The organism is Cellulomonas terrae (assembly GCF_007990265.1).
GTDB classification, from domain to species: domain Bacteria; phylum Actinomycetota; class Actinomycetes; order Actinomycetales; family Cellulomonadaceae; genus Cellulomonas; species Cellulomonas terrae.
This window is the reverse complement of sequence record NZ_BJWH01000033.1, coordinates 1-24,682: the sequence shown is the minus strand read 5'-3', so window position 1 is coordinate 24,682 and position 24,682 is coordinate 1. Positions and strand designations below refer to the sequence as shown.

At 74.6% G+C, this 24,682-nt stretch carries 17 protein-coding genes; 9 read left to right on the top strand and 8 right to left on the bottom strand.

The genetic code is table 11. The features are described 5' to 3' along the window. Window positions 1-40 precede the first annotated feature (40 nt). The 5 genes from CTE05_RS19385 to CTE05_RS19365 are packed head-to-tail and all read right to left on the bottom strand — an operon-like array spanning window position 41 to window position 14,933. Window positions 41-1,780 (bottom strand): hypothetical protein, encoded by a 1,740-nt coding sequence (locus tag CTE05_RS19385; RefSeq protein ID WP_146847937.1) that lies wholly within the window; start codon window positions 1,778-1,780, stop codon window positions 41-43. Between the two features lies 1 nt (window position 1,781). Next, window positions 1,782-5,864, bottom strand: coding sequence for a hypothetical protein (locus CTE05_RS19380; RefSeq protein ID WP_146847936.1), 4,083 nt, complete (start codon window positions 5,862-5,864; stop codon window positions 1,782-1,784). Then, complete coding sequence (locus CTE05_RS19375; protein WP_146847935.1) at window positions 5,861-8,671, bottom strand: hypothetical protein; 2,811 nt, start codon at window positions 8,669-8,671, stop codon at window positions 5,861-5,863. The genes CTE05_RS19380 and CTE05_RS19375 overlap by 4 nt, the downstream gene beginning before the upstream one ends. Further along, the gene (locus tag CTE05_RS19370; protein ID WP_146847934.1) at window positions 8,671-12,108 is read right to left on the bottom strand and encodes a DUF6603 domain-containing protein; all 3,438 of its coding nucleotides are present in this window, start codon (window positions 12,106-12,108) and stop codon (window positions 8,671-8,673) included. Before CTE05_RS19370 ends, CTE05_RS19375 begins: the two co-directional genes overlap by 1 nt. Next, entirely contained in the window at window positions 12,105-14,933 is a 2,829-nt protein-coding gene (locus tag CTE05_RS19365; RefSeq protein ID WP_146847933.1) for a metallophosphoesterase family protein, read from the bottom strand. Before CTE05_RS19365 ends, CTE05_RS19370 begins: the two co-directional genes overlap by 4 nt. 245 nt (window positions 14,934-15,178) lie before the next feature. Here CTE05_RS19365 and CTE05_RS19360 point away from each other — a divergent pair, with 245 nt between their 5' ends. The 4 genes from CTE05_RS19360 to CTE05_RS19345 are packed head-to-tail and all read left to right on the top strand — an operon-like array spanning window position 15,179 to window position 18,649. Beyond that, window positions 15,179-16,210, top strand: coding sequence for a Bug family tripartite tricarboxylate transporter substrate binding protein (locus tag CTE05_RS19360; protein WP_146847932.1), 1,032 nt, complete (start codon window positions 15,179-15,181; stop codon window positions 16,208-16,210). Beyond that, on the top strand, window positions 16,207-16,740 hold the full coding sequence (locus CTE05_RS19355) for a tripartite tricarboxylate transporter TctB family protein (protein ID WP_146847931.1): 534 nt from the start codon (window positions 16,207-16,209) through the stop codon (window positions 16,738-16,740). Before CTE05_RS19360 ends, CTE05_RS19355 begins: the two co-directional genes overlap by 4 nt. A gap of 26 nt (window positions 16,741-16,766) precedes the next feature. Further along, on the top strand, window positions 16,767-18,266 hold the full coding sequence (locus CTE05_RS19350; RefSeq protein WP_146847940.1) for a tripartite tricarboxylate transporter permease: 1,500 nt from the start codon (window positions 16,767-16,769) through the stop codon (window positions 18,264-18,266). Continuing rightward, window positions 18,263-18,649: a universal stress protein gene (locus CTE05_RS19345; RefSeq protein WP_146847930.1), complete on the top strand. Its 387-nt coding sequence runs from the start codon at window positions 18,263-18,265 to the stop codon at window positions 18,647-18,649. The genes CTE05_RS19350 and CTE05_RS19345 overlap by 4 nt, the downstream gene beginning before the upstream one ends. 15 nt (window positions 18,650-18,664) lie before the next feature. Here the strand turns inward: CTE05_RS19345 and CTE05_RS19340 are convergent, their stop codons facing one another. Next, window positions 18,665-19,063 (bottom strand): DUF4406 domain-containing protein, encoded by a 399-nt coding sequence (locus tag CTE05_RS19340; RefSeq protein WP_246123764.1) that lies wholly within the window; start codon window positions 19,061-19,063, stop codon window positions 18,665-18,667. 44 nt (window positions 19,064-19,107) lie between these two features. Between CTE05_RS19340 and CTE05_RS19335 the strand changes: the two genes are divergently transcribed. The 4 genes from CTE05_RS19335 to CTE05_RS19320 all read left to right on the top strand — a co-directional run bounded on the left by CTE05_RS19335 (window position 19,108) and on the right by CTE05_RS19320 (window position 21,797). Continuing rightward, entirely contained in the window at window positions 19,108-19,860 is a 753-nt protein-coding gene (locus tag CTE05_RS19335; RefSeq protein ID WP_146847929.1) for a DeoR/GlpR family DNA-binding transcription regulator, read from the top strand. 82 nt (window positions 19,861-19,942) lie between these two features. Next, the gene (locus CTE05_RS19330) at window positions 19,943-20,521 is read left to right on the top strand and encodes a winged helix-turn-helix domain-containing protein (protein WP_146847928.1); all 579 of its coding nucleotides are present in this window, start codon (window positions 19,943-19,945) and stop codon (window positions 20,519-20,521) included. Continuing rightward, a complete protein-coding gene (locus CTE05_RS19325) occupies window positions 20,518-21,306 on the top strand; it encodes an SRPBCC domain-containing protein (protein WP_146847927.1) in 789 nt (262 codons plus the stop codon). Before CTE05_RS19330 ends, CTE05_RS19325 begins: the two co-directional genes overlap by 4 nt. Window positions 21,307-21,356: 50 nt before the next feature. Then, the gene (locus CTE05_RS19320; RefSeq protein WP_146847926.1) at window positions 21,357-21,797 is read left to right on the top strand and encodes a DUF6069 family protein; all 441 of its coding nucleotides are present in this window, start codon (window positions 21,357-21,359) and stop codon (window positions 21,795-21,797) included. A 6-nt stretch (window positions 21,798-21,803) separates the two neighbouring features. Here CTE05_RS19320 and CTE05_RS19315 read toward each other — a convergent pair whose 3' ends face one another. Beyond that, entirely contained in the window at window positions 21,804-23,462 is a 1,659-nt protein-coding gene (locus CTE05_RS19315) for a copper resistance CopC/CopD family protein (protein ID WP_222595522.1), read from the bottom strand. Further along, the gene (locus tag CTE05_RS19310; protein ID WP_146847925.1) at window positions 23,459-24,202 is read right to left on the bottom strand and encodes a YcnI family copper-binding membrane protein; all 744 of its coding nucleotides are present in this window, start codon (window positions 24,200-24,202) and stop codon (window positions 23,459-23,461) included. The genes CTE05_RS19315 and CTE05_RS19310 overlap by 4 nt, the downstream gene beginning before the upstream one ends. A 204-nt stretch (window positions 24,203-24,406) precedes the next feature. On the opposite strand from CTE05_RS19310, the gene CTE05_RS19305 reads away from it, so the two are divergent. After that, the gene (locus CTE05_RS19305; RefSeq protein WP_146847924.1) at window positions 24,407-24,634 is read left to right on the top strand and encodes a tautomerase family protein; all 228 of its coding nucleotides are present in this window, start codon (window positions 24,407-24,409) and stop codon (window positions 24,632-24,634) included. Window positions 24,635-24,682 lie beyond the last annotated feature (48 nt).

Below are 24,682 nucleotides of genomic sequence, written 5' to 3'. Positions count from 1 at the left end.
CCCGACCGTCCGTGCAGGTGACGGTCGGGCACGGACCGGGCTACTCCACCAGGTAGTCGTACCGCACCCCGCTGGGGGGCAGACCGGTGCTCACCCGCGTCCGGTGCGCGGCCCACACGTGCAGCGACCCGTCCACCCAGCGGGCCGACTGGTACGACCGCTGCACGACGATCCCGCCGCTGGGCACCTCCTCCTCCGGGATGAGGAGCGCGCCGTCGGGGCCGCCGCCGAGCAGGGCGGTCACGCTGCTGACGACGCGGCGGCCACCGGACAGGTCGAGCACCGACCCCCGGGCCAGCGCGACCTGCTCCGTGCCGTCGACGCGGACCGGGAGCAGCGGGATCCAGTGCGGCGGCGGCGCCTGTGCCAGGTGGTAGTCGGGCGCGACGTCGGGGTCACCGGGCGGCTCGGGCGGTCGGGCGGCCGACAGCTCGACCCCGACCTGCAGCGGCGACTCCTTCACCTGCTCGACCGCCCAGCCGAGGTTCGCCTGCTCGTCGCGGGCCAGCACGACCTGCTCCACCACCGGCCCCACGACGGGCTGGGCGAGCCGGGGGGCGAGGTAGAGCAGGTTGGTGATCGGGACGCCCTCCGGCTGGTCGTGGTCGACCGGCATCGCGTGCTGGAAGAGGCCCCACCGGACGGTGGCTCCGAGCCGGTGGTCGCCGTGCGGCCGCAGCAGCGTGCGGGCACCGAAGGTGTCCGTGACCACGAGCGACGTCGCGGACACGAGGTGCCCGACGGGCAGGTCCACGCCGATGACGAACCAGTCGTTGCCGAACCCGGAGAGGGTCTCGATCAGGAGCAGCTGGCCCAGGTCCGTCTCCGCCGGCCGGAGGGCGGCGAGGTTGAGCCGGCCGTCCTCGAGCTCCCAGAACCGGCGCGCGGGCAGGCCCGGCGCGGTCACCGGCGCCGGCATCACCGTCCGCGTGACCGCCTGGCCGGCCTCCGCGGGCGTGGTCCCGAGGTTCACCTCGCCGTTCACGTCGAGCTCGTACCAGTCGAGGGTGTCGCTGTCGTAGCGGTGCGCGGTCAGGGTCGTCTCGCTCGTCGGCTCGGCGGACATCCGGCCGGCGAACGACGCCGTGTGCTCGAACCGGGCGGGCTGCCAGCTCGTCGCGTCGGGGGCGGCGTCGGCGAACAGGCCCGCGACCAGCCGCAGCCAGTCGGCGCCCGCCGCCCGCAGCTCGGCCCGGTCGCCCTGGGCGACGTCGACGCCCAGGCGAAGGAGGTCGCGTCCCTGCAGCTCGCCCCGGAGGCGCCGACCGTCCAGGCTGCGCCCGGCGTGCAGCCGCGCGTAGGCGGCCGTCGCGGGGTCCAGGGTCGCCAGCACCTCCGGCGTCGGCTCGGGCACCGCGAACGCACGCACGACGTCGGGTCCGTAGTCGCGGGACGTGCTCTGCTGGGCCAGGACGCGCAGGAACAGCCGCCCGGTGTCGACGGCGAGGCGCACCCCCTCCCCGGAGCCTGCCGTCGACGGCAGCGGGCTCCCGGCGCGCTCGAGGAGCGTCTCGAGCGGAGCCGCCGTCGCGTCGAACCGCGGCGCCTGCATCGGGGTGTTCGGCGGGATCGGACCGGCCACGAAGCGGGTGGGCAGCGCGGCCACCCCGCGCCACCGCGCCAGCACGGGGGTGCCGCCGTCGTGCCCGGCGAACTCGCCGAGCTGCCACTGCCGGGCCAGCAGCCACATCGGGTCCTGCACGGGCGCTGCGGCGCCGTCGATGACGTCGGGCCGCTGCGGTTCGGGCTCCAGCCGCGAGAACGTGGTGATCGAGGCCATGTCAGTCCACCCTCGGCGGGGTCAGGGCGTTCGGGTTGGTGGACACGGCGTCCCGGTCGGCGTTGAACGCGAGCACGGTGGCCGGCAGGTACTGCCGCACCGCGCCGAGCGCCGCCGGCGGGACGGCGCGCAGGTGCACCTGCTCGAGGGTCTCGATCAGCACCTGGTTGAGGGAGCCGAGCGTCCAGGGCTCGCCCACGACGGGCGGCACCGCCAGCAGGATCGCCTGCGGGGCCATGAGGTCCGGCGGGTCGTACCGGAACGCGACGCCCGTGGTCTCGGTCGCGGACGGGATCACCTCCGTCCACTCGTCGACCAGCAGCCCGGCGACCTCGCGGCCCGGACCGACGAGCTCGGCGCCGGACAGCGCGAGCGAGACGGCGCCGTCCACGTGGTGGTCGGCGGGCAGGGCGTTCCACACGTCGCCCGGCCGGTACGGCACCTGTGCGACGCCGAGGGCGAGCGGGGGCCCGCCGAGCGCCTCCGCCTCGCGCAGGGCGATCCCCAGCCGCCCCACCGGCTCACGGACCCGCTCCATCCGGGTCAGCCAGACCTCCGCCGCGAGCGCGTCCCCTCCCACCACGGCAGGGTCGTCCCGCGACGCGACCAGGTCGGCCGTGGTCGGCGGGACGAACCGCGGCAGCGCCACGACGCCCGGCCCGAGCAGCGCGCGGAGCCGCCCGAGGGCGGGTGTCCAGGGCGCAGCCGACGGGTCCGCCTGGACGGCGTCCGCCTCGACGAGCCGGGCCCGCAGCTGGTCGCGGGCCCGGGCGGCGGCGGCCGTCCAGCCGGCCTCGGTGGTGTCGACGGGCACGGCGGCTTCGCCCACGCCGAGCGACCAGCTCGTCGCCACGGCCTCCCGCAGCCGTGCCGGGTCCTCCAGCGCCCCGACCGCCTCCTGCACGGTCGCCCGCGCTGCGGCTGCGCGGGCGTCGAGCTCGGCGACGTCGACCCCGGGCTCGGCGTCCGCGTGCGGCGGCTGCAGGGTCCCGCCGTCCATCGGCGTGGCCGCACCCAGCAGGACGGACAGCGAGCGGCCCACCTCCAGGAGGTCCAGGAGCGGGCCGTCGAGGACGACGACGGGTCGCAGCAGGTCGGCGCCGGAGGCCACCGCCGCGCGAGCCGCGAGCTCCGCCAGCCCGTGCTCCCCCGCACCCGCCATCCGCACGACGTCGCTCGCCGACACCCCCAGCTCCGTCAGCGCCACCGGCACCAGCAGCTCGCCCGCCGCGTCCCGGACGGTCACGGTCCGTCCGGTGGCGGCGCCGAGCATCCGGGCGAGCCACGCGTCCAGCCCCGGCTCGGCCGCGGCGTACGCAGACCGGTCCGGTCCCGCCCATCCCCCGGTCGTGGTCGCTACCGGGTCGAGCAGGATCCCCACCCGGTGCGTGACGCCGACGCCCGTGCGCGGGGTCTGCACGACGTCCAGGGTCGCCGGGGCGGCGAGCCCGCGGTCGAAGTCCGTCACCGAGCTCACGGCCCGGTCCAGGTCGCCCAGGGCGAACTGGTGCACCTGCTCCGCCTGGAGGAGGTCCGCGGCGGCGTCGACCGTGGCACCGAGCCGACGCAGGACCGCCTCCGCCGCCGCGCGGTCCGCGTCGCTCGGGTCCCCGCCGACGAGATGGTCGACGGCGTGGTCCTCGCTCTGCGCCCAGAGCCGGTGCAGGCTCAGCCCGTCGAGCCGTCGCGCCGCCGGCGGCAGGTGCTCCTCGCCGGGCAGGGGCGACACCTCGCGCGCGTTGTCGATGGCCTCGTCCAGCCCGTGCTCGTGCAGGTCCCGCTCGACCAGGTAGCCGAGCACCACGTTGACGGAGCGCCCGGCGCGGACCCCGTCGAACACCGTCCTCGCCAGCCGGACCCGCTCGGAGGTGAGGCTGACCGCGAACGGGGTGTCCTGGCCGCCACCGTGCGCGAGGTGGGCGTTGCGCAGCAGGGCGGACACCTGCGCCTGGTGGATCGACGGTGCGTGCAGGAACCCGGGGTCGTCGACGGCGGACAGCAGCGGACCGGGCTCGCCGGGCGGGGTCTCGGTGAGCACGTCGGCGGTGGACGGGGCCAGCCGCTCGGACCAGCCGTAGCCCCCGACGAGGGAGCCCTGCTGCTCGGCCGCACGGAGCTCGGCCAGCCGGCGGGTCGCGAGCGACGTCGCCCACGCGTCGAGGCGGTACGTCGCGGCGTCCAGCGTGCCGAGCAGGTGCCGTTCCAGGACGTGGGCGTCGGCCGCCGCGAGCGTCTCGACGGCCGCGCGGAACGCCATCAGGTGCGGGTCGGTCCCGGCCGCCAGGCGTTCGCGCACCGTGCCGCCGTCCGGCAGGGGCGCCTCACGCTGCGCCCGCCACCCGGTGGAGGCCACGCCGAAGCCGTCGAGCTCGTCGTCGGTGACGTCGGGTGCCTCGGGTCCGAGCAGGCGGGCCGCCGCGGTCACGTGCTCGCGGAGCCACGCGTGCCGGACGAGCGCGTCGAGCAGCGAGGGGGGCGGGTCGTCACCGCCGGCGGCGAGCTGGTCGACGTCGGCCGTGAGCAGGTCACGCAGTCCACCCGGCTCGCCCACCAGGGGCACCGTGACCGCGGCGCTGTCCGGGTCGTGCACGGTCAGGGCACCGGGTCGCAGGCCGACACCCGCCGCAGCGGCGACCGGGAGCGCCCGGTCCCCCGCGACGTCCCAGAACCCGGCGCCGCCGAGGCTGCGGCCGAGGAGGAGCTGGACGTGCTCGGCGAAGCGGGCGCCGAACGCCCGGCGCACCCGCACGCGGTCGGAGCGCGCGCCGAGGCGCAGCACGTCGACCAGGTCGGCCGCGACATCACCGCGGCCGACCCGCGGCGCCCGCGCGAGAGCGGGTCGCCAGGCACCGTCGACCAGGCCGGTCAGCACCCGTCGCAGCCGGTCCTGTCGCGCGTCACCGGTGAACCGCCCGACAGAGGTCACCGGCAACAGCCCGTACGGCTGCCGGCCCACCCGCAGCGTCGGCAGCGGGCCGGCGGGCCGGACGAACCGTCGCGCGTGGTCGCGGGCCCAGTCCGCGTCGGCGAGCCCGACCCCCGCCAGCTGTGGCAGCCAGTACCCCCACGTGACCGGCCACAGCACCGTGCTCATCGCCTCGGCCAGGAGGTCGTCCGTCGACTCGCCCGCCGGCAGCGGCCCGAGGTCCGCCCCGAGTGCGGTCGCCGCGAGCGCACCGGACGTCCCCGGCGCCGCAGGCCCCGCCGGCGGTGGCCAGGAGCCCGGGGTGGCGCTGGACCAGCCTGCGTCCTCGTCCTCGGTGTTGTTCGTGAGCGTCTCCGGGCGGAGGAACGCCAGCCCCTCGCTGTAGCGCTGGGCGTCCAGGAGCGGGCCGACGCCGTCCGGTGTGCTCCCCTCGCGGACCCCGGTGACGAGCAGCAGGTCGACCGGGCCGGAGACGGGGAGCCGCAGGGCCATGCCGACCTCCTCGGCGGTGTCGAAGTCGACGAGCCAGCTCATCGCCTCGTCGACGGCCGCCACCTCGTCGTCGTCCTCGTCGTCCACGAGCGGCGACGCCAGGTCGGGGCCGACGGCGAGGTCCGTCGTGACCGGCCGTCCCGTCGCGACCGCCACGACCTCGCCCTGCGCGTAGGCGGTCGCCGTCCAGCGGCTGGGCAGCAGGCGGGCGACGGGGGTGCTGCGCAGCTCGGTGGGCGTCACGGCGGGGAAGACCGGCTCGGACGTCAGGGGGACGTCGCCGGCGACGGCGGTCTCGGGGCGGGCCTGCGGGTTGGTGGGCGTGGTGGCCCGGACCACCCAGGCGGCCCGCCCCGGCCCGTAGCGGTCCGCCAGCGCCGTGTACGCCCGCTGGGCCCGCTCGCGGTCGGTGCCCGTGCGCCACTGGGCGCGCCAGAACTCCTCGCCCGCGGCGACCTCGGCGACGGACAGCCGGGGGTCGTGGGCGTCGACGTGCAGCTGGTCGGGGTACACCCGGACGAGCAGCTCGCCCGAGCGGAAGCGCGTCTCCAGGCGCACGGGGAGCAGCACCAGCGGGTGCCGGGACTCCCCCACCTGCGCGGTGAGCCGCGGGTCGGCGGCGAGAGTGTCCGACGTGAGCACGGCGAGGTCGAGCGGCTCGGTCATGGCGTCGGCTCCCGCAGGAGCACGGCCACCGGGATGGTGATCCGGGCGGGCAGCTGCCGGAGGCGGGCAGCCTGACGCGCCGACGTGGCCTCCGTCGCCGGGGCGTGGCTGACGCCGGCAGGAGCCTCGCCGACCTCGAAGCCGAAGCGCGGGGCCCCGGGCTGCTCGGCGATGACGATCGACCAGTCGTCGGCGTCGGCCAGCGGGACGGTGAACCCGAAGTAGCTGATGTCGGGGTCCATCGAGCCGCGGAAGACCGGCAGCAGGCGCTCGACCGGCGGGCCCGGCTTGGTCGCGGAGACCAGGGCGTCCGGGAAGCGCTTGATGAGCTCGCTGCGCAGGAGCAGGACGAACCTGTCCTCGACGGCCGTCGGAGCACCGAGCGCCCGGTCCCCCCAGGAGTCCAGGGGCGCGACGTCCGGAGGTGCCCCGGGTGCCACGGCCGCGTCCCAGAACCGGTCGAAGAAGGTCGCGGTCATCGGCGTCGGGAACTCGCGCCACAGCAGCTCGCGCCCGAGCTCGTGGTTGAGCCCGACCAGGAACGCCTCGACGAACTCCCCGTTCGTCCTCAGGCCGAGGGCCGTGTCCGCGGGGACGCCGTCCAGGCCGGGCAGCAGCCAGTGCTGGCCGAGCTCGGCCAGCGACCGGGACATCGGGGTGTCGAACCGGGGGGCGAACCGCAGCGACGGCACCGGGTCGTCCGCTGCCGGGGGTGCCGGCGCCTCGAGCAGGCCGCTCACGCGCGCGCCGAAGGTGCGGGCGGGGGTGGTCAGGGCCAGGGCCTCGGCGAAGATCGCCTCCGTGGGAAGGCTGCCGAACGACGCCCCTGCGGGCGGTGCGGCGGCCAGGAACGCGGACAGGTGCCGCGCTGCGGCGGCCCGGAACGTGGCCGCCACCTGGTTGTCCTGCCGCGGGGGCCGGGGGTCCGGGTCCGGCTCCGGCTCGGGCTCCGGCTCCGGGTCGGGGTCCGGGTCGACGGGGTCGTCGGGGTCGAACGGGTCCCGCGGCCGACGGAGCGCGAACGGGGCGTCCCGGCCGGCCCGGGTGAACCGCCCGGGGGCGAGCACCCCGCCGTCGAGCACACCGCCGCCGATCGGGGGCAGCGGACCCGGACGGGGGGTCGGCGCGGGCATCGGGCCGAGCGCGAACCCGGGTCGCGGCAGGCCCGACAGGACGGCGTCGGCGCTCACCTGGGCCCAGCTCAGGGCCATCGGGTTCGGGAGCGCCGCGCCACCCGCCTCGAACGTCAGCGGACCCGCCGGGATCGTGAGGTCGCGGTTGATCCGCGAGATCGGCCCCATCCGGTCGAGGATGTCGAGCCGGGCGGTCGACCCGGCACGGCCCAGGCGTCGGACGGCCGGCCCGCGGACCCGGGTCGCGCGGCGGACCACCGGGCTCAGCGCCCGGTCGGGCAGCTGGGCCTGCGACCACTGCTGGGCGAAGCTCGCTCCCCCGGTCGCCGGCGACCCCAGGAGCCGCGCCCGCAGCGGCGCCAGCACGAAGAGACCGTCCTCCGCCGGCAGCGGCACCACGTGCCGCCGGTGCAGGCTGTCGGCGAGCGCGAGCCCGAGCGTGGCGAGGCCGAAGACCCGGCCCGCGGCGTGCAGGTCCGCCGACTGGTCCCACGCCGCCGCCACCAGCGTCTCCTGCTGCTGCTGCACCACGAGGGTCCCGAGGGCGGCCGCGACGCGGTGCCCCGGGTCGCTGTTGAGCTGCTCGTACCAGCGCGTCGTCGTCGCCAGGTCCAGCGTCCGGGCCGCGGCGTACGCCTGGCCGTAGCGCGGAGGCGCCAGCAGGGGGTGGCTCGGTGGCACCTGGTCGGGCAGGTTGAGCACGTCGACCAGGGCCGTCGCGAACCGTCCCTCCATCGCCGGGTCCGACCACCTCTCGGCGGGTGCGTCGAGCGCGAGCAGGGCGCCGGCCAGCAGCACCTGGGTGTCGTCGGCTCCGGGGATCTCCAGCCCCGACGTCGACAGGTCCACCGCGCGGGTGCCGAAGCCGTCGGCGACCGGGCGGCCACGGATCGCCATCGCGAGCGACTGGAAGTCGCCGGCGGGGCCCGTGGCGAACCGCCAGTGGTGCAGGACCGGCAGCTCGACCGGTGCCATGCCCGGGGCGCGTCGCCACGCGGGCCCCTGGGCGTCGCCGGGGTCGTCGCCCAGGCCGGTGCGCCGCCCCGCCTCGAAGGTGGGCACGACGCAGGCGAGGTACTCGGTCTGCTCCGCCAGCAGCCGTCCGCTGACCAGCCGGGACAGGCTGCGGGTCGGGTCGGCGGCGAGCGCGTCGGCCAGCGCCGCGTCGGTCATGGCCGCGTCGGTCGCGAGCTGCGCGTGCGCCCAGGCCCAGCTGTCGTCGAGGTCGGGCAGCTCCTCCTCCGGGCGGGCCGGGGCACCGATGGTCAGGACCGGCAGCGAGCCGCGGGTCGGGGGCGCGAGCTGCACGCCCGGCTGCTCGCGCACCACGACGAGGCACATCCAGGGTCGCAGCCTGCCGTCGACCGCCTTCGCCGGGGTGAACAACCAGGGCAGGGCCGGCTCGTCCAGCTCGACGAGGGCCAGGTAGTTGGACTCGAACGTGCGTGTCCCGGGGGCGGGGTCGGTGCGGATGACCTGCTGCGGGGGCAGCACGGTGACGTCGCCGGGGCCCATCAGGCGGACGGAGACCGTCGCGGGCCCGACCCCGTTGACCCGCACCTCGGCGGTCGCGGACGCCTGGCTCGCGGGGTGCCCGTCCCGCCGGTCCTCCGGGAGGTCGAGCGGACCACCGCGGCGGACCCACGGCAGGAAGACCAGGTTCGGCTCGGACATCAGAACCGCACCATCCCCGCCAGGCGTGGCGCGTCCGCGCGCTCCTGGGCGTACCGCTCGGCGACGGCGGTGCGCGTCGCGGCCCGCGCGGCCGCGGCCAGCCGCAGGCCCGCGCGCAGGTGGTCGGGCTCCGCCGGCGTTGGGTCGGGCAGCACGACGGGCACGCCGTCCGGGCCGACGACGATCTCGGTGTAGCGGAACGGCTCCGCGACGCCGGCCGAGGCGTCGGAGGCGTACCGGTCGCTGCCGAGGCAGACCCCGGCCTCCCGCACCACGACACCCGGCGCGGCGAGCCGCTCGGCGTCGCTCATCTCGAAGAACTGGCTGTCGGGGAACTCGTCCCCGACGGGCGACACGCTGGGGGTCGCCCCGCCGATCAGGGGGTCGGTGATCGCGAACCGGCGCGCGTCCCGCGGCACGAACCCGCCGACGCGGTCGATCTCGCGTGCGGTGTTCAGGGGGACGAAGCCCTGGTGCACCACCAGCCGGCCCAGCGGGTGCAGCAGCAGACCCTCGGTCCGCGGGGTGCCCCGGACGCCGGCCACCTGGGACGCCGACGCCGGGAGCTCGGTCAGCCAGCTGCGTGGGTCGCCCAGCCGGGCCAGCAGCTCGGTGACGACGTCGATGGTCTCGGTGACCACAGACCCGCCCCCGCCGATCAGGGTCTTGTCGAACGAGACGGTGTAGTCCCACCAGAGGATGCCGAACGTGGCCTTCCCGGCGACCCGGAGCGGGATCGGGCCTTCGAGCATGCCCTTGACGTCGATCTTGAACAGGTTCCGGGAGCCGCGCTTGAGCTGCACCCCGGCGGCGAAGTCGGCGATGAAGTGCGGCGGCCAGAAGGTGACCAGCACGTCGAACCCGATGTACCCCTCGAGGCTGAAGCCGTAGGCCGCGGCGTACAGGGACGCCTTCGCGCCGAACTGCAGGGTGTTCGTCGTGATCGCGAGGTACGCCTCGATGACGAGCCGTGGGTTGTCTCCCGTCGTGAGGGCGACCGTGACCCGCGGCAGCGCCGGGAAGCTCGCAGGCGGGCTGAACCGGGGGTTGAACCCGCCGACCGCGAGCGCGAACCCCTGGCCGCGCTCGCGACGGAACGCCGCCGCACCCGTGAGCACGAAGCGCCCGCAGAGCTTCGAGTCGTAGAGGACCGCGTCGAGGGCGGCGGAGCCGGTGTCGAGGTCGAACACGCCCACGACGTCGAGGTTGAGCGTGACCAGCGGGTTCGTGTCCTGCGGGAGGACCGAGGACACCCGACCGAGGACGAGGAGGCGGCTCGTCTCGGCGACGGAGTCCCGCTCGAGCATGAGGGCGAGGTCGGCGCGCAGCAGCGGGTGCCCGCTGCCGAACGTCATCTTCACCAGGAAGCCGTAGATGTGGGTGCCCTCGCGCGGTGGGAAGAACGTCCGCAGCGCCGAGACCAGCTCCGGCAGGTGCTTCACCGGGTCGGCGGGGAAGAGCACGTGCTTGAGCCGGCCGGAGGGCAGGGCCGCGCGGACCGCGGCGACGTCGAGGGTCCGGTCGGCGGCGTAGAGCAGCCCGAAGCCGTCGAAGGTGATGAAGCCTGCGCTCAGGCCCAGGTTCTCGACGGTGCCGATCAGGAGGAACGACGTGACGTCGTTGCCCTCGCGGTCCTTCGTCGACGCCAGGCCGACGCACGTGATGGTGACCCGCTTGCCGACGCGCAGGACCAGGGCGCCGACGTAGTCCCCGGTGGCCGGGTCGAACTGGATCGTGCCGCCGCCACTGACGGGTCCCGTGCGCAGGTCGAGCGCGATCCCCGTCGGGCGGGTCGCGTCCACGTGGGCGTCGACGAGCCGCAGGTTGCGCTCCTGCGACGGCGTCATGGTGTCGACGGCGGCGAACAGACCCAGCCGGTCCACCCGGACGTAGACGGGACCGAGCTGGGTGCTGAACGACACCAGGGCGCCCACGGCCACCGCCCAGCCGGTCTCCGGCTCGTCGGCGCGGTTCCCCGCGAGCCGCAGCACCACCTCGTGCACGTTGATGCCGAGCAGCCCACCGCCCCCCAGGGGCAGGGTCTTCTCGAGCGCGGGTGGGCCGGCCGGGCCGGAGGAGTCGAAGGGTGGCTCGGGACCCGTCGCGTCGACCGTCGGCGGGACGTGCAGCTCGTGGATGAACCCGGCCCTGGCGTCGTAGCCCAGGCCGAGGGAGAACACCTTGCGGACCGGCCGCCCGCCGAGGAGCTTGCGCAGGAAGCTGTCCTTGTCGGCCGAGTCGATCACCAGGGCGCAGTGGTCGAGCCGCAGGAGGACCCGCGCACCCGTCGCGCTGAGGGTGAGCACGGCCGAGATCTCACCGAGCTCCACGCGGGACCCGGTCGCCCGGGGCAGGGCGTAGCTGATCCCGGTCTCGTCGGGCTCGGCGCGCCACCCCACCGACACCGACGAGGTGGCCGCGTCGGCGTCGGCCTGCACGCCCTCCTCGCCGCCGATGAGCAGCGCTGCGCCCGCGTCGCTGCGGATGTCCACCCGGAACCGCCAGGTCGGGCCGTCCGACCCCGGGTTGAGCACCTGGTCCAGGGTGAGCGTGCCGCCGAGCGCGAGGAACAGCTGGTGGGGCCGGGCGGGCGTGCCCAGCCGCCGGGGCAGGTACATCCAGGTGACCCGCAGCTGCTCGGAGTCGGTCTCGCCGTCGCGGCGCAGGGCGAGCGAGACCATCCGGCTCGCCAGGACGTCCGCCGCGGTCGGGCGGGCCGGCGAGTCCACGTCGAGCGCCGCGGCGTCCCAGCCGACGATCACGTCCCCGAGGGCGTTCAGGGCCTCGTGGTCCTTCGTCTGGTCGATGACGGCGATCGCCGCGACGATCCCGCGGATGAGCCCGTCGACGACGAGGAACGACGTGTCCCGGTCCGTGTTCAGCGTGCTGCCCTCGGCGCCCGGCTGCGTGTCGTCCAGGTCGTCGAGGGTCCGCCCGGGGTTCCACAGGAACGAGAAGATCGTGCCGAACCCGCTCAGGAACCGGGTGCCCGCGCCCTCGCCGGGCGCGAGCGAGCCGGTGAGCTCGGACGTGATCGCCATCGCCTGCATCACCAGGAAGAGCTTCGGCCAGCGCCGCCGCACGTACGTGCTGCCCAGCAGGTCGAGCAGGCTGTTCACGAACGTGTCGCCGCGCCCCTCCCAGTCGGTGCCCTCCCAGGCCTCGATCTGGTCGATGACCGCCCCGAGGAGCAGGGCGAGGTTGCCGAGCGCCTCGATGTCCGCCTGCAGGTCCGCGTCCACCTGCGCGCGGTACTCCGTGATCGCCGCGAGCGGCGCCGCCGGCAGGACGAGCTTCTGGGTCACCGCGTCCGGTGCGGCACCGAGGTCGCTCAGGACCGCGCTGCGCGTCTCGGGCCGGCCGAGGAGGTCCGCCACGAAGGTCACGAAGTCCACGACCTCGCCGGCCAGCCCCCGCAGGACGGACCCGGCGCTCACGGCTGCGGCTCCGGGACCGGCACGCGGCTCAGCACGTCCTGCCGCAGCACCTCGGGCCGGTCCTCGGCCTGCGGGCCCAGCGACGCCCGGTGGACCATGTACGGGCCGAGGACGGGTTGCTGGGTCTCCGGGTCGGGGGCCGACGTGTACACCTCGCCGACCGCCGTCACGACGCCGTCGTCGTCCTGCTCGAACCGGCAGATCCCGAAGTTCGAGCGGAACATCATCTGCCGCGTGTTCCGCATCCGGTCCAGCGCAGCCTGGTGCCGGGCGGCGACCGCCCGCATCGCCGGGAAGGCCGTCGCCGGGTCGGCGAGCTGCGCCTCGATCGCCGCGTCGTCGAGCGGCAGTGCGCGGATCGGGGACGGGCGCTCGGCGTCGGGCCGCTCGTCGATCAGCGGGCTGACCCTCCAGCGCCAGTCCGGCGGCCGCGCCGGGTTGAGCCGCGACGTCAACCGCTCCTGCGGCTCCTCGCCTTCGGGGTTGTCGTCCAGCCAGCCGTGCGTCGCCAGCAGCACCGGGCTGCGCAGCAGCCGCGCCCGGGTGGTCGCCACCAGGTCCGCCTCGGTCCGTCCCTCCGGCAGCAGCACCAGGTCGGCGTCCGGCCGGGTCCAGCCCAGGCGCTCCACGCCGAGCTTCGCGCGCAGCAGCTCCTGCAGCAGCATCGCGCTGCGGTCGAGCGCCCGCAGGTAGACGGGCATGACGTTCTTGAACCCGCTGGACGTGAACTGCGCGATCCGGGCCGGCTGCTCGGCGTCCCCGCGCCAGTAGCTCATCACGTTCGACGCGGCGTTGTGCACGTCCCCCGACAGCACCACGACCCGCTGGTGCTCCGCGAGCCGGAGCAGGAGGTGCTCGAACGTGATGGGGTCGAACGCCCAGGTCTCCAGGGAGTCGGGGTTCGTGCCCGGCATGAGCCGGCTGCCCGTGACGGACGCCGGGTCGGTGAGGTCACCTGCCGTGACCAGGTCGAAGATGCGGTAGATCGCCTTCGCGACGACCTCGTCGATCACCGGCGGCCCGATCACCTGCAGCGGGGCGATCACCACCAGCACCTCACGCCCGGCGGGCAGGGGCGGCCGCGGGATCTGGTCGACGAGCGCCTCCGGCGCGACGTTGCCGGGCGGACCGATCTCCGCGACGTAGCTGCGCCGGGTCCGGTTGTCGAGCGCCACCACGACGTGCTTGGGGCCGTCGACCGTGAAGTGCCACGTCATCGGCGCGTCCACGGCCGCGAACCGGCCGTCTCCGACCGGCTGGTTGTCGAGGTCGTGCCCGAACATCCGGCCGAGCTCGGCGAACGTGGTCGCGTCAGGACCGGGGGTCGTGCCAGGGAACAGCTTCGTCGCCTTCTCGAGCAGGTCACCCGGGAGCTGCCCGCCGAGCTCGGGACGCTCGGGGGTGGTGACCTGGTCGTACCGGCGTGGGTCGTTGCCCCAGTCCTGGAACAGCGCGTAGGCGAGCATCCCGTTGGTCAGGATCACCTGCCCGAGGGCGGTCCCCTGCACCCGGCGCCGCCACATCGGGGTGAGGAAGAAGTCGTCGGTGACGTCGTGGTCGTCGAACATCATGTACGTCGGGGTGTTGGCCAGCACGCGCTGCACCCGGCCGAGCCCGAGCAGGAAGTCCCGGTGCACGCGGTGGCTGCGGCGCCGGGCCCGGAACTTCTGCGCGGCCTTCTCGACCTTGTCCTTCTCGCGCTGCGCGATGGTCGCCGCGTCGGAGTACAGGTGCTGCGGGACGCGCTCGGGGAACACCTCCGGGGGCAGCTCGACGTCCTGGTCGCCCGTGGGGGTGTCCAGCCAGCGCAGCGCCGACCCGGTCGGGTCGGCGGGCGTCACGAGCCGGGCGCCGGGCACCTCCTCACCCCAGGCCGCCGGCGACCAGGCCATGACGTACGCCGCCGCGAACTCGCCCAGCGAGATCAGGTGGTTCGCTCCGTCGATGCTGGTCAGCTGCGCGCTGACCTGCGTGAGCCGGAGCCGGTCGCCGACCGGGAACTGCGGCGGGCCTGCCGGCAGGTCGCCTGCCGCCTCGGTCTGCTGCGGCGTCTCGGGGGTGTAGCTGGCTCGAGGGTCCAGACGGTTCGGCTCGGTGGCCTCCGGGCGCCGCAGGACCTGGCCGACCTTCACCCGCTCGAGGGGCACTCCCCCGTCGGTGCCGATGAGCTCCACGCCCAGCTCGGCGGTCCGCAGCATCATGATCGAGTCCACGTCGTCGGCGTAGATCTGGTCGCCGCCGAGGAACAGCTGGTGGATCCGTCCCCGCGGGTCGTCGAACCGCTCGTTCAGGTACTCGTCCAGCCACGCCAGGGCGTCGCCGTCGTCGTACCCCGGGCGGCGGCACGACCCGTACGCGATCCGCAGGTCGTCCAGCTCGGTCGGCGGCAGGGCGAAGGACGGCAGCATCCGGTCGGCGTAGCCCAGAGGTCCGACCTCGACCCCGCTGACCGTGTGCGTGCCGAGCAACCCGAGCCCGGCCAGGTCGGTCCGGTTCTGGGCGCCCGTGATCGTCACGTCGTACGAGTAGAGCCGGTCGGGCTGGAAGACCTTCCCGGACGCGGGGGGCAGCCGCACGGTGACGAGGCCGAGGTGCAGGTGCTCGCCGATGCGCAGCGTCTTCTCGCCGGGGTGCGGCGGCGCGACGTTCGGGTCCGGGGCGTCAGCGCTCGTCGCGAACGGGGGGTTGGTGGTGTCGGACGCGACGCGGCCCTCGAACACCCGCACCCGCACGTCGGCCGCTTCGCTCAGCACCACCTGGACCGCGACGAGCCCCGGGTCCACCCGACGCAGGAGCGGACCCGCGAGGAGAAGCGGTAGCTCCATCAGTTCTCGCCTGCCCCCACTGACGAGACGAATCGGGACACTTCGGACCGTAGACCCGAGCCACCCGTCCGGGCCAGTACTTCGTCCACGCTCGCGCTCGCGCTACCTCGCGGCACGTCCTGCGGATGACGAGGAGCGGGTCGGGTCGACCCGTCGAGCCCGCACGTCCGGCGCTTCCCCCCGCCCGAGATGTCGTCCACGCCGACATGGGTGAGGATCGGAGCAGGCACGAGGGGGTGTTCTGCATGGGAGTGTCCGGCGCACGCGCGCGTGCTACCGGCGGGCGCGCCCTCCACGGCGGGCGCACGTGCCGCGCCGTCGTGGCTGCGGTCGTCGTCGGTGTCCTCGCGCTCACCGGCTGCGGCGTGACACGCGGTGACGACGGAGGCGAGAACCGCCGGCTGCGCATGATGATCCCCAACTCCCCCGGCGGCGGGTACGACCAGACCGGCCGTGCGGCGACGCGTGTCATGGAGACGGCGGGCCTGACCGGGCGGTTCGAGGTCAGCAACGTCATCGGGGCGAGCGGCACGGTGGCGATGCAGCGGCTCGTCAACGAGCGGGGTGCGCAGGACCTGCTCATGACCATGGGCCTGGGCGTCGTCGGCGCGACCTACACGAACGGGTCGGACGCACGGGTGAGCGGCGCGACGCCGATCGCCCAGCTCATCGAGGAGCAGGAAGGCCTGCTCGTCCCGGCTGCGTCGCCGTTCCGGACCGTCGACGACCTCGTCGAGGCGTGGCGAGCGGACCCCGGCAGCGTGCGGGTCGGCGGCGGGTCGAGCCCGGGCGGCCCGGACCACCTGTTCCCCATGCAGCTCGCGGACGCGGTCGGCGTCGACCCGACCGAGGTCAACTACATCGTGTACGACGGCGGCGGGCCGCTGACCACGGCCCTGCTCGGCGCCAAGATCGACGTCGGTACGTCCGGGCTGGGTGAGTTCGAGGGGCAGCTCGCGGACGGCTCGTTGCGCGTGCTCGCGGTCTCGGGCGAGGAGCGGCTCGACGGCGTCGACGCCCCGACGCTCGTCGAGTCCGGCATCGACCTCGTCTTCACCAACTGGCGGGGCGTCCTCGCGCCACCCGGCATCCCCGACTCGGTCCGTGACGAGCACATCGCGCTGCTCGAGGAGATGCACGCCACGGCCGCCTGGCAGGACGCGCTCGAGGCGAACGGCTGGGTGGACGCGTTCCGCACCGGTGACGACTTCGGGGAGTTCCTCGTGGAGCAGGACGAGCGGGTGGCCGGCACCCTGAAGGACCTCGGCCTGCTGTGACCGCCGCGACCCCTCCCGACCCGACCGAGCCCGCCGAGCGTGCTGGGCCCCGTCCCGACCGCGCGCAGTACGGTCTCGCGGCGTTCCTCGCGCTGGTCGGGGTGTGGACGGTCGTCGACTCCGCGGGCCTGGACCCCGGCTTCGCCGACCAGGTCGTGGGACCCGCGGCGTTCGGGTACGTGATCGGGTCCGGCCTCGTCGTGCTCGCGGTGCTGCTGGCCGTCGCGACCGCACGCGGCGACCGCGCCGAGGGTGAGGCCGGCGAGGACGTCGACCTCGACCGGGCCACCGACTGGCGGACCCTCGGCGGGCTCGCCGGAGTGCTCCTCGCGACCGTCGTCCTCATCGACTGGCTCGGCTGGGCCATCGTCGGCGCGCTGCTGTTCGCCGGCGCGGCGACAGTGCTGGGCAACCGGCACTGGGTACGCAACCTGGCCATCGGGACCGTCCTGTCGGTGACGTCGTGGTACGGGTTCTACGTCGGCCTGGGGATCCCCATCCCGGCGGGCGTCCTGGACGGGATCCTGTAGTGGACGCCCTGCTCACCGGCCTCAGCATGGCCCTCACTCCCGAGAACCTGCTCTACGCGGTCGTCGGCGTGCTCCTGGGCACCGCGGTGGGCGTGCTGCCCGGGATCGGGCCCGCGATGACGGTCGCCCTCCTGCTGCCCGTCACCTACAACGTCTCCCCCAGCGCCGCGCTCATCATGTTCGCCGGCATCTACTACGGCGGCATGTACGGCGGCTCGACGACGTCGATCCTGCTCAACACGCCCGGTGAGTCGTCCTCGGTCATCACGGCCCTCGAGGGCAACAAGATGGCGAAGCGGGGGCGCGCGGCGCAGGCGCTCGCCACGGCCGCGATCGGGTCGTTCGTCGCGGGCACGATCGGGACGATCCTGCTCGTGGCGGTCGCCCCGACGGTGGCTGAGTGGGTCGTCGTGCTGGGCGCACCCTCGTACTTCGCGCTCATGCTCCTCGCGCTCGTCGCGGTGACGTCCGTGCTGGGCAGCTCGAAGCTCCGGGGCTTCAGCTCGCTGGCGCTCGGCCTGGCCATCGGCCTCGTCGGCACGTCCACCGGCCAGGCGCGCCTCACGTTCGACAACCCGTTGCTCGCCGACGGCATCGACATCGTCGTCGTCGCGGTCGCCATCTTCGCCGTCGGCGAGGCGCTCTGGGTCGCCGCGCACCTGCGACGACGCCCGCTCGAGATCATCCCCGTCGGGCGTCCCTGGATGGACCGGAAGGACTGGCGACGGTCGTGGGCGCCGTGGCTGCGCGGCACGGCCTACGGGTTCCCGTTCGGGGCCCTGCCCGCCGGCGGGGCCGAGCTGCCGACGTTCCTGTCGTACATCACCGAGCGCCGGCTGGCCGGCGAGCACCGGGCCGAGTTCGGGAAGGGCGCGATCGAGGGCGTCGCCGGGCCGGAGGCCGCCAACAACGCGTCCGCGGCGGGCACGCTCGTCCCCCTGCTGGCCATCGGCCTGCCCACCACCGCCACCGCGGCCGTGATCCTCGCCGCGATGCAGAGCTACGGGCTGCAGCCGGGCCCGCAGCTGTTCGAGGCCGAGCCCGAGCTCGTGTGGACGTTGCTGGCCAGCCTGTTCGTCGCCAACACGCTCCTGCTCGTCATCAACCTGCCACTCGCACCGCTGTGGGCGCGCCTGCTCCGCATCCCCCGGCCGTACCTCTACGCGGGCATCCTGTTCTTCGCGGTCCTCGGCGCGTACAGCGTGAACTTCCAGAGGTTCGACGTCCTGCTGCTCTGCCTGTTCGGGGCGCTCGGGTTCGCGATGCGGCGGTTCGGGCTACCGGTGCTGCCGCTCATCGTCGGCGTCATCCTCGGCCCCCGGCTCGAGGAGCAGCTCACCCAGGCGCTCCAGCTGTCCCAGGGAGACGTGTCGGCCCTGTGGAGCGAGCCCGTCGCCGTGATCGTCTACGTGGTGATCGCGGTTCTGCTGCTCGGGCCGCTCGTCCTGCGGCTCATCCCCGGCAAGCAGGGCCCGGAACGGCTGGAGGACGAGGTCGAGGAGCTCGAGGAAGAGGTGCGGTCATGACCGTCGTCGTGGGCTGGACACCCGATGCCCGAGGGCAGGCAGCCCTGCTGCGGGCCGTGCACGAGGCACAGGTCCACGACGAGCCGCTGCTCGTCGTCAACGCCTCCAGCGGCACCGCCCCCGTGGACGACCGGTTCGCCGGGGCCGCCGAGCTCGCCGCGATCCGCGCGCTCCTCGACTCCCACGGCGTCGACGCCGAGGTGCGCCAACCGGTGGTCCGGGACGTCACCGACGCCCTGCTCGACATCACCGAGGAGGTCGACGCGTCGATGCTCGTCATCGGCATCCGGCACCGCTCGGCGGTCGGGAAGCTCCTCATGGGATCGACGGCCCAACGCATCCTGCTCGACGCCCGCTGCCCCGTGCTCGCCGTGAAGGCGTGAGCCGCGTCCCGGCTCTCATCGGGTGAGCACGACCTCCTGCTCCGGAACGAAACCGGGCACGTCCTCCACCCGGTGGTAGACCGGTAGTCCGCGTTCTTGCGCGATCGCGACGTCCTGGTCCGCACCCCTCGACGCGCCCTCCAGGCGCAGGACCGCGTCGCAGTGCTGGAGCAGCCGCTCGGCGGTCGGGTACATCACGTGCTCCGCCAGCGGGCTCAGCGGACCGTCGGCACCGGCGCTGCTCAGCACCGGGAGCGCCACCCACTCTCCGATCATCGGGACGTGGCCGGCCCGGAAGATCGGCCAGGCCGCCTCCTCCAGCCGCCGCAGGTTCCGGGCCATCAGGTCGGGGTCGTCGCCGGTCCCCGAGCGGTAGGGGCCGGCGATCAGGATCATCAGTGGGCGAGTCGTCATAGGGCATACTATGCATTACTCGGAACAAACATGGAGGATCGTGCATGCTGGCAGCGCAACGGAAGGAGCTCCTCCTCGACCGTCTCCGTGCCGACGGCCGGCTCGTCGCCAAGGACCTGGCCACCGAGCTCGACACGTCCGAGGACACGATCCGGCGGGACCTGCGCGAGCTGGCCGTCGCCGGGCTGTGCCAGCGTGTGTACGGCGGGGCGATCCCGGTCGCGCCGGCCGCGGCGACCTACGCGCGACGTCAGGAGATCGCGACGAGCAGCAAGCAACGCGTCGCCGCCGCCTGCCTCCAGCTGGTCCAGCCGGGCAGCACCCTCATCCTCGACGGTGGCACCACCGCGCTCGAGGTCGCCCGTGCCCTGCCCCACGACGACGGGCTCACCGTCATCACCCACAGCCCGACGATCGCCGTCGCGCTCGTCGACCACCCGGCCGAGGTCTTCCTCCTCGGCGGCCGGCTGTTCAAGCACTCCGTCGTGACCTCCGGCGCCGCGACCGCCGAGGCCGCCGCCCTGGTCACCGCCGACCTGTTCCTCCTCGGCGTCACCGGCGTCCGGCCGGACACCGGCCTCACCACCGGTGACGCCGACGAGGCGGCGATGAAGCGCACCCTGGCGCGCCGGGCCGCGCAGACCTGGGTGATGGCCAGCGAGGAGAAGATCGGCGCGGCGTCCCCGTTCCCCGTCCTGCGGCTCGACGAGGTCGCCGGGATCGTCAGCGACGCCGACCAGCACGACCCGGTCGTCGCCGAGCTCGAGCGCACCGGCGTGCAGGTGCTGCGCGCCTGAGGAGCGGCCGGTCGCGCAGACGCCCTCCCGGGCCCCGACGCGGCTCTTGACAACTTTTCTTGTCAGGGCCACAGTGGAGCGCATGCAGGACGTCGAGGTCATCGAGAGCGCGGAGGCAGCCGCGGCCGCGCTGGACCCGGTCCGGGCGCGGTTGCTGCGGGCGCTGAGCGTCCCGGCCTCCGCCGCCGGGCTCGCCGCCCAGGTCGGCATCACACGCCAGAAGGTCAACTACTACCTGAAGTCGCTCGAGGCGCACGGCCTGGTCGAGCTGTCCGAGGAACGTCGGCACGGCGGTATCACCGAGCGCGTGCTGCAGGCGTCGGCGGCGTCGTACGTCGTGTCGCCGGCCGCCGTCAGCGAGTCGGCCGCCGACCCGGACGCCAACGCCGACCACCTGTCGGCGGCCTACCTCGTCGCGCTCGCGGGCCGGCTGGTCCGCGAGGTCGGCACCCTGGCCCGCCGGGCAGGCGCGACGGGCAGGCGTCTGCCCACGCTCACGATCGACACGCAGATCGGGTTCCGGTCGGCCGCCGACCGGGCCGCGTTCGCCGACGACCTGACCACCGCGGTGCTCGACCTGGCCGCCCGCTACCACCACGACGACGGGCGCCCGCACCGGCTCGTCGTCGCGGCCCATCCCGTCCCCGAGGAGGAGACATGAGCACGATCACGGACGTCCCGTACCGCCTGGAGTTCAGCGTCGAGGTCCCCGGCACCCCCGAGCAGGTCTGGGAGGCCATCGCCACCGCCAAGGGCATGAGCGCCTGGTTCACGCCGACCGAGCTCGAGGAGCGCGAGGGCGGCTCCCTGCGCTTCGTCATGGGCCCCGACATGGACTCGATCGGCCAGGTCACCGGCTGGGACCCGCCGCGCCGCCTCGTCTACGAGGAGGACTGGGCCTACCTCATGGGGAAGGACCCGGACGCGCTCAGCCCGCTGACGTGCGAGTTCGTCGTCGAGGCGCATTCCGGCGGCACGTGCGTCGTGCGCGTCACCAGCAGCGGCTTCGGGACGGGCGCCGCGTGGGAGTCGCAGTGGTGGGAGACCCTCAAGCCCGGCTGGCTGCCGCACTTCGACAAGCTGCGCCTCTACCTGGCGCACTTCGCCGGCCAGGAGGCCACCCCCCTGGAGGCCTCGGCCACCCATCCCGGGGACGCCGACGCCCTCTGGTCCGCCGTCCACACGGCGCTGGGCCTCGACGAGGGTGCGACCGTCGACGTCCGCGGCGCGACGGGCACGGTCGAGCACGTCGGCGAGCGGCAGGCGCTCGTCCGCCTGACGGCACCGGTGCCCGGCGTGCTCGAGCTCTACTCCTGGGGCCTGGGCGACGGCACCGCGACGGCCGGCGTCCGGGCCTACCTGTTCTCCGCCGACGCCGCGGACTACGTGCGGCGCGAGGAGCCGGCCTGGCAGGCCTGGCTCCAGGACCTCTCGGTCCGGGCCTGAGACCAGCCGCCCGGACTGCCACGCACCCGGAACCGACGAAGGAGCAGCAGATGGACACCGTGAAGGACACCGAGGTCGCCGTGGGCCGGACCCGCTACGGGTCCCGGCTCCGCCGGCTCGCCGGCACCGGCCTCCTCGCCACGGTCGCCGCCATGGCCGCCACCACGCTCGGCGCCGCGTCGGCCCGAGCGCTGGGCGTCGACTTCGAGGTCCCCGACGGTGGCCCGACGATCCCGCTGGCCGGGTTCGCGTCGGTGACCGGGATGTTCTCCGTCGTGGGCGTCGTCATCGCCGCAGCACTCCTGCGGTGGAGCGCCCACCCGGCCCGGCGGTTCGTGCAGACGGCCGTGACGCTGACCGTGTTGTCGCTGGTCCCGCCCGTGATCGCCGGGGCCGACGTCGCCACCACCATCACCCTCGTGGGGCTGCACCTCGTCGCGGCGGCGGTGATGATCCCCAGCCTCGCGCGGAGCCTGCGCAGTCCGGCGTAGCGCCCGTCAGGGTGCGTCGACCTGGAACTCGACGGTCGTCACCGGGTTGTCGAACTCGCTGGTCCGCAGTGACACCTGGAGACGCCAGGTGCCGGGAGACGGGACGACGACGTCGGCGGCATAGCTTCCCGGGCCGACGTTCGTGAGCTCCACGGGACCGAGGTCGACGTCGTCCGAGGCGAGTCGCGCCCGCGGCGCCTCGTACCCCTCGAAGGGTGCACCGGAGGAGTCGGTCAGCTCGAGGGTGACGGCGTTGGGGCCGGGGGTCAGCGGTGCGAGCCGGGCGAGCACGGCGACGTCGCCCAGCGTCGCGGTCTGGACGCTGTTCCGCTCGCGGCTCACCGCCGACACCTCCGCCTGCGGGCTCCGGTCGACGAGGAACCCGGTGACCGCCAGCACCACGACGAGCACGGAGGCCTCCGCCACGACGGCGCGCCGCACGAGGTCGGCGCCCGCACGTCGCGTGCGCTGGCGGTTGCTCGCCCGCAGGGCGGGCACCAGGCGGTACCGGTTCCAGCCGGCGATGGCCACGGCGACCAGCGCGAACGCCACCTTCACCAGGAGCAGCCGGCCGTAGCCCGTGCTCACCAGGGCGTCCCAGGAGCCGACGATCCGCCACGCCAGCACGGTGCCCGCCGCCACGAGGGCCCCGAGGACGCCCGCCGCGATGCCGGAGAACCGGGCGAGCACCACCGCGGCGGCATCTGGGCGGTCGGCGAGGTCACGCAGCGTGAGCGCGAGGCCCACGAGGCCCCCCAGCCAGATGCTGCCCGCGAGCAGGTGCAGCATGTCGGCGCCGACCACCAGCACCTCGGGGGTCGCCGCGCGCGTGTGGCCGAGGAAGGCCGGCGCCACGACCGCGACCGCCCCGGCGGTCAGGGAGGCGAACCGTCGCGGGCCGGTGGACGTCCCGCGACCGAGGAGCCCGACCGCCGCCGCGGTGCCGAGGACGACCGCGGCGGTCACGACGTACTCGGCCGTCGACACCCCGGCCCAGGTGGCGCCGCTGGTCAAGGAACCCACGTCGGCACCGAGCTGGTACATCACTGTCAGGGGCAGCCCCACGAGCCAGGCCACGACGGTGGCGCCGGCCGCGATGCGGGCGACGGCGACGAGGCGGTGCCTGACCGGCCCGGTGAGCTGGTCGGCGGGCACGACGAGGAGGCAGAACGCGACGAGCCCGGTCGAGAGCAGCAGGCCCGCGTAGCCGAGCCAGCGGGACACGCTCAGCGCCAGGGGTGCGGCGGTCGTGCTCGTCGAGCCGCTCGGTGGGGGTGTCACGTCGACGCTCGGGGCGCCGACCGAGAAGGTGAGCGAGCCGCTGACGGGATGACCGTCCTCGGACACGACGCGCCAGACGACCACGTAGGTCCCGGGGCCGACCCGCTCGGGCAGGCTGACGGTCAGCTCCTTCCCGGTGGCGGCCGCCGACGCCGCGACGGGAGCCCCTTCGGCGTCGAACACCTGGGCGCCGTCCGGCACCGCGGCGACCGCCTCGTCGAACGTGAGCCGGATCCGGTCCGGGGCCGCGTCGAGGACGGCACCCTCGACCGGGTCGCTGCTGACCAGGGTGGCGTGGGCGCTCGCCGGGCCGGCCGGTCCCAGCAGCAGGACGGCGAGGCCGACGAGCACCAGCAGCAGTCGTGCCGGCCGGCGCCCCCTCACGTCCGGCGACGCTGGAGCACGAGCGCCGCGGCACCGAGCGTGGCGCCGGCCAGACCCGCGACGAGGGCCGCGACGGTCCAGGCGTCGACGGCGGCCGGCTCCCCCGCGGTCCCGCCCCCGGTGGTCGCGGCGGCCTGGTCGGCGTCGACCGTGGTGGGCCCGTCGTGCCCGCCGCCGTCCGCGGCGGTGAGGACGAACGCCGGTGCCGGCAGCTCGAGCTCCTCCTCGGCCTGACCGTCCGCCGGGACCTCGATCCACGCCGCCTCGCCCTGCTCGCACGTCTGGATGGTCGGGAACACGAGGGTCTCCCCCTCCAGGTCGGGCAGCAGCAGCGAGAGCTCGAGCACGTCGCGGTAGCCCTCGGGCAGCGGGGTGTCGGTGCGGAAGGTCACCGAGGCGACCCGTTCCGTGATCTGCCGGCCGTGGCTGTCGGTGACCGCCGGGTCGAGCGTCTCCATCGTCTTGTCGACCTCCCACAGGGCGGTCCGCGTCGGCGTGACCGAGCTGACCTGCTCCGGGACCTGGATCGTGACGGCCACGGTCGACGAGCCCGCGCACCCGTGGGGGACGATCGCCTCCAGCACGGCGTACGCCCCGGCCGCGGTGGTCGAGGGGGTGATCGTGATGTGCGCGGCGGCGGGGGTTGCCGCGCCGACGACCACGGCCGTGGCGGCCGCGACGGCGACCAGCCCCGCGGTGAGCCTGCGCGTCCCTGACGTCCGAACGCCATCCCGTTGCATCCCGGTCCGATCTCGTCGTTGAGCCGTCACGGCGCCACGTCGGCGCTCGGCCACTGAAGCAGCGGGCCGAACCGATTGTCAAGTATGTGAACTCTGTGCACACCGTTGAACCGGCAGGCTCACAGTCCTAGGATGGAGTTCATATCAGCGAACCATGGTCGCGCATGTGGACCACGCTCCCGAGAACAGCAGGAGAGGGAACCAATGCCCAACATCACCGTCGAGCTCCTCAAGGGGCGCTCCCTGGAGCAGCGCCGCGCCTTCGCCCAGGCCGTGGCCGACAGCGCCGTCGAGCTCCTCGGCGCCCGCCGTCAGGACGTCCGCATGGTGTTCACCGAGATCACGCCCGACATCGTCGCCAACGGTGGCGTCCTGGCGAGCGAGGACCAGAGCCGCGCCGCCGTGGTGGCGGGTCTCGCCGACGGGGCCTGAGCCTCCCCGGAGCGACGACGACGCGGGCCCGGAGCGACCAGCTCCGGG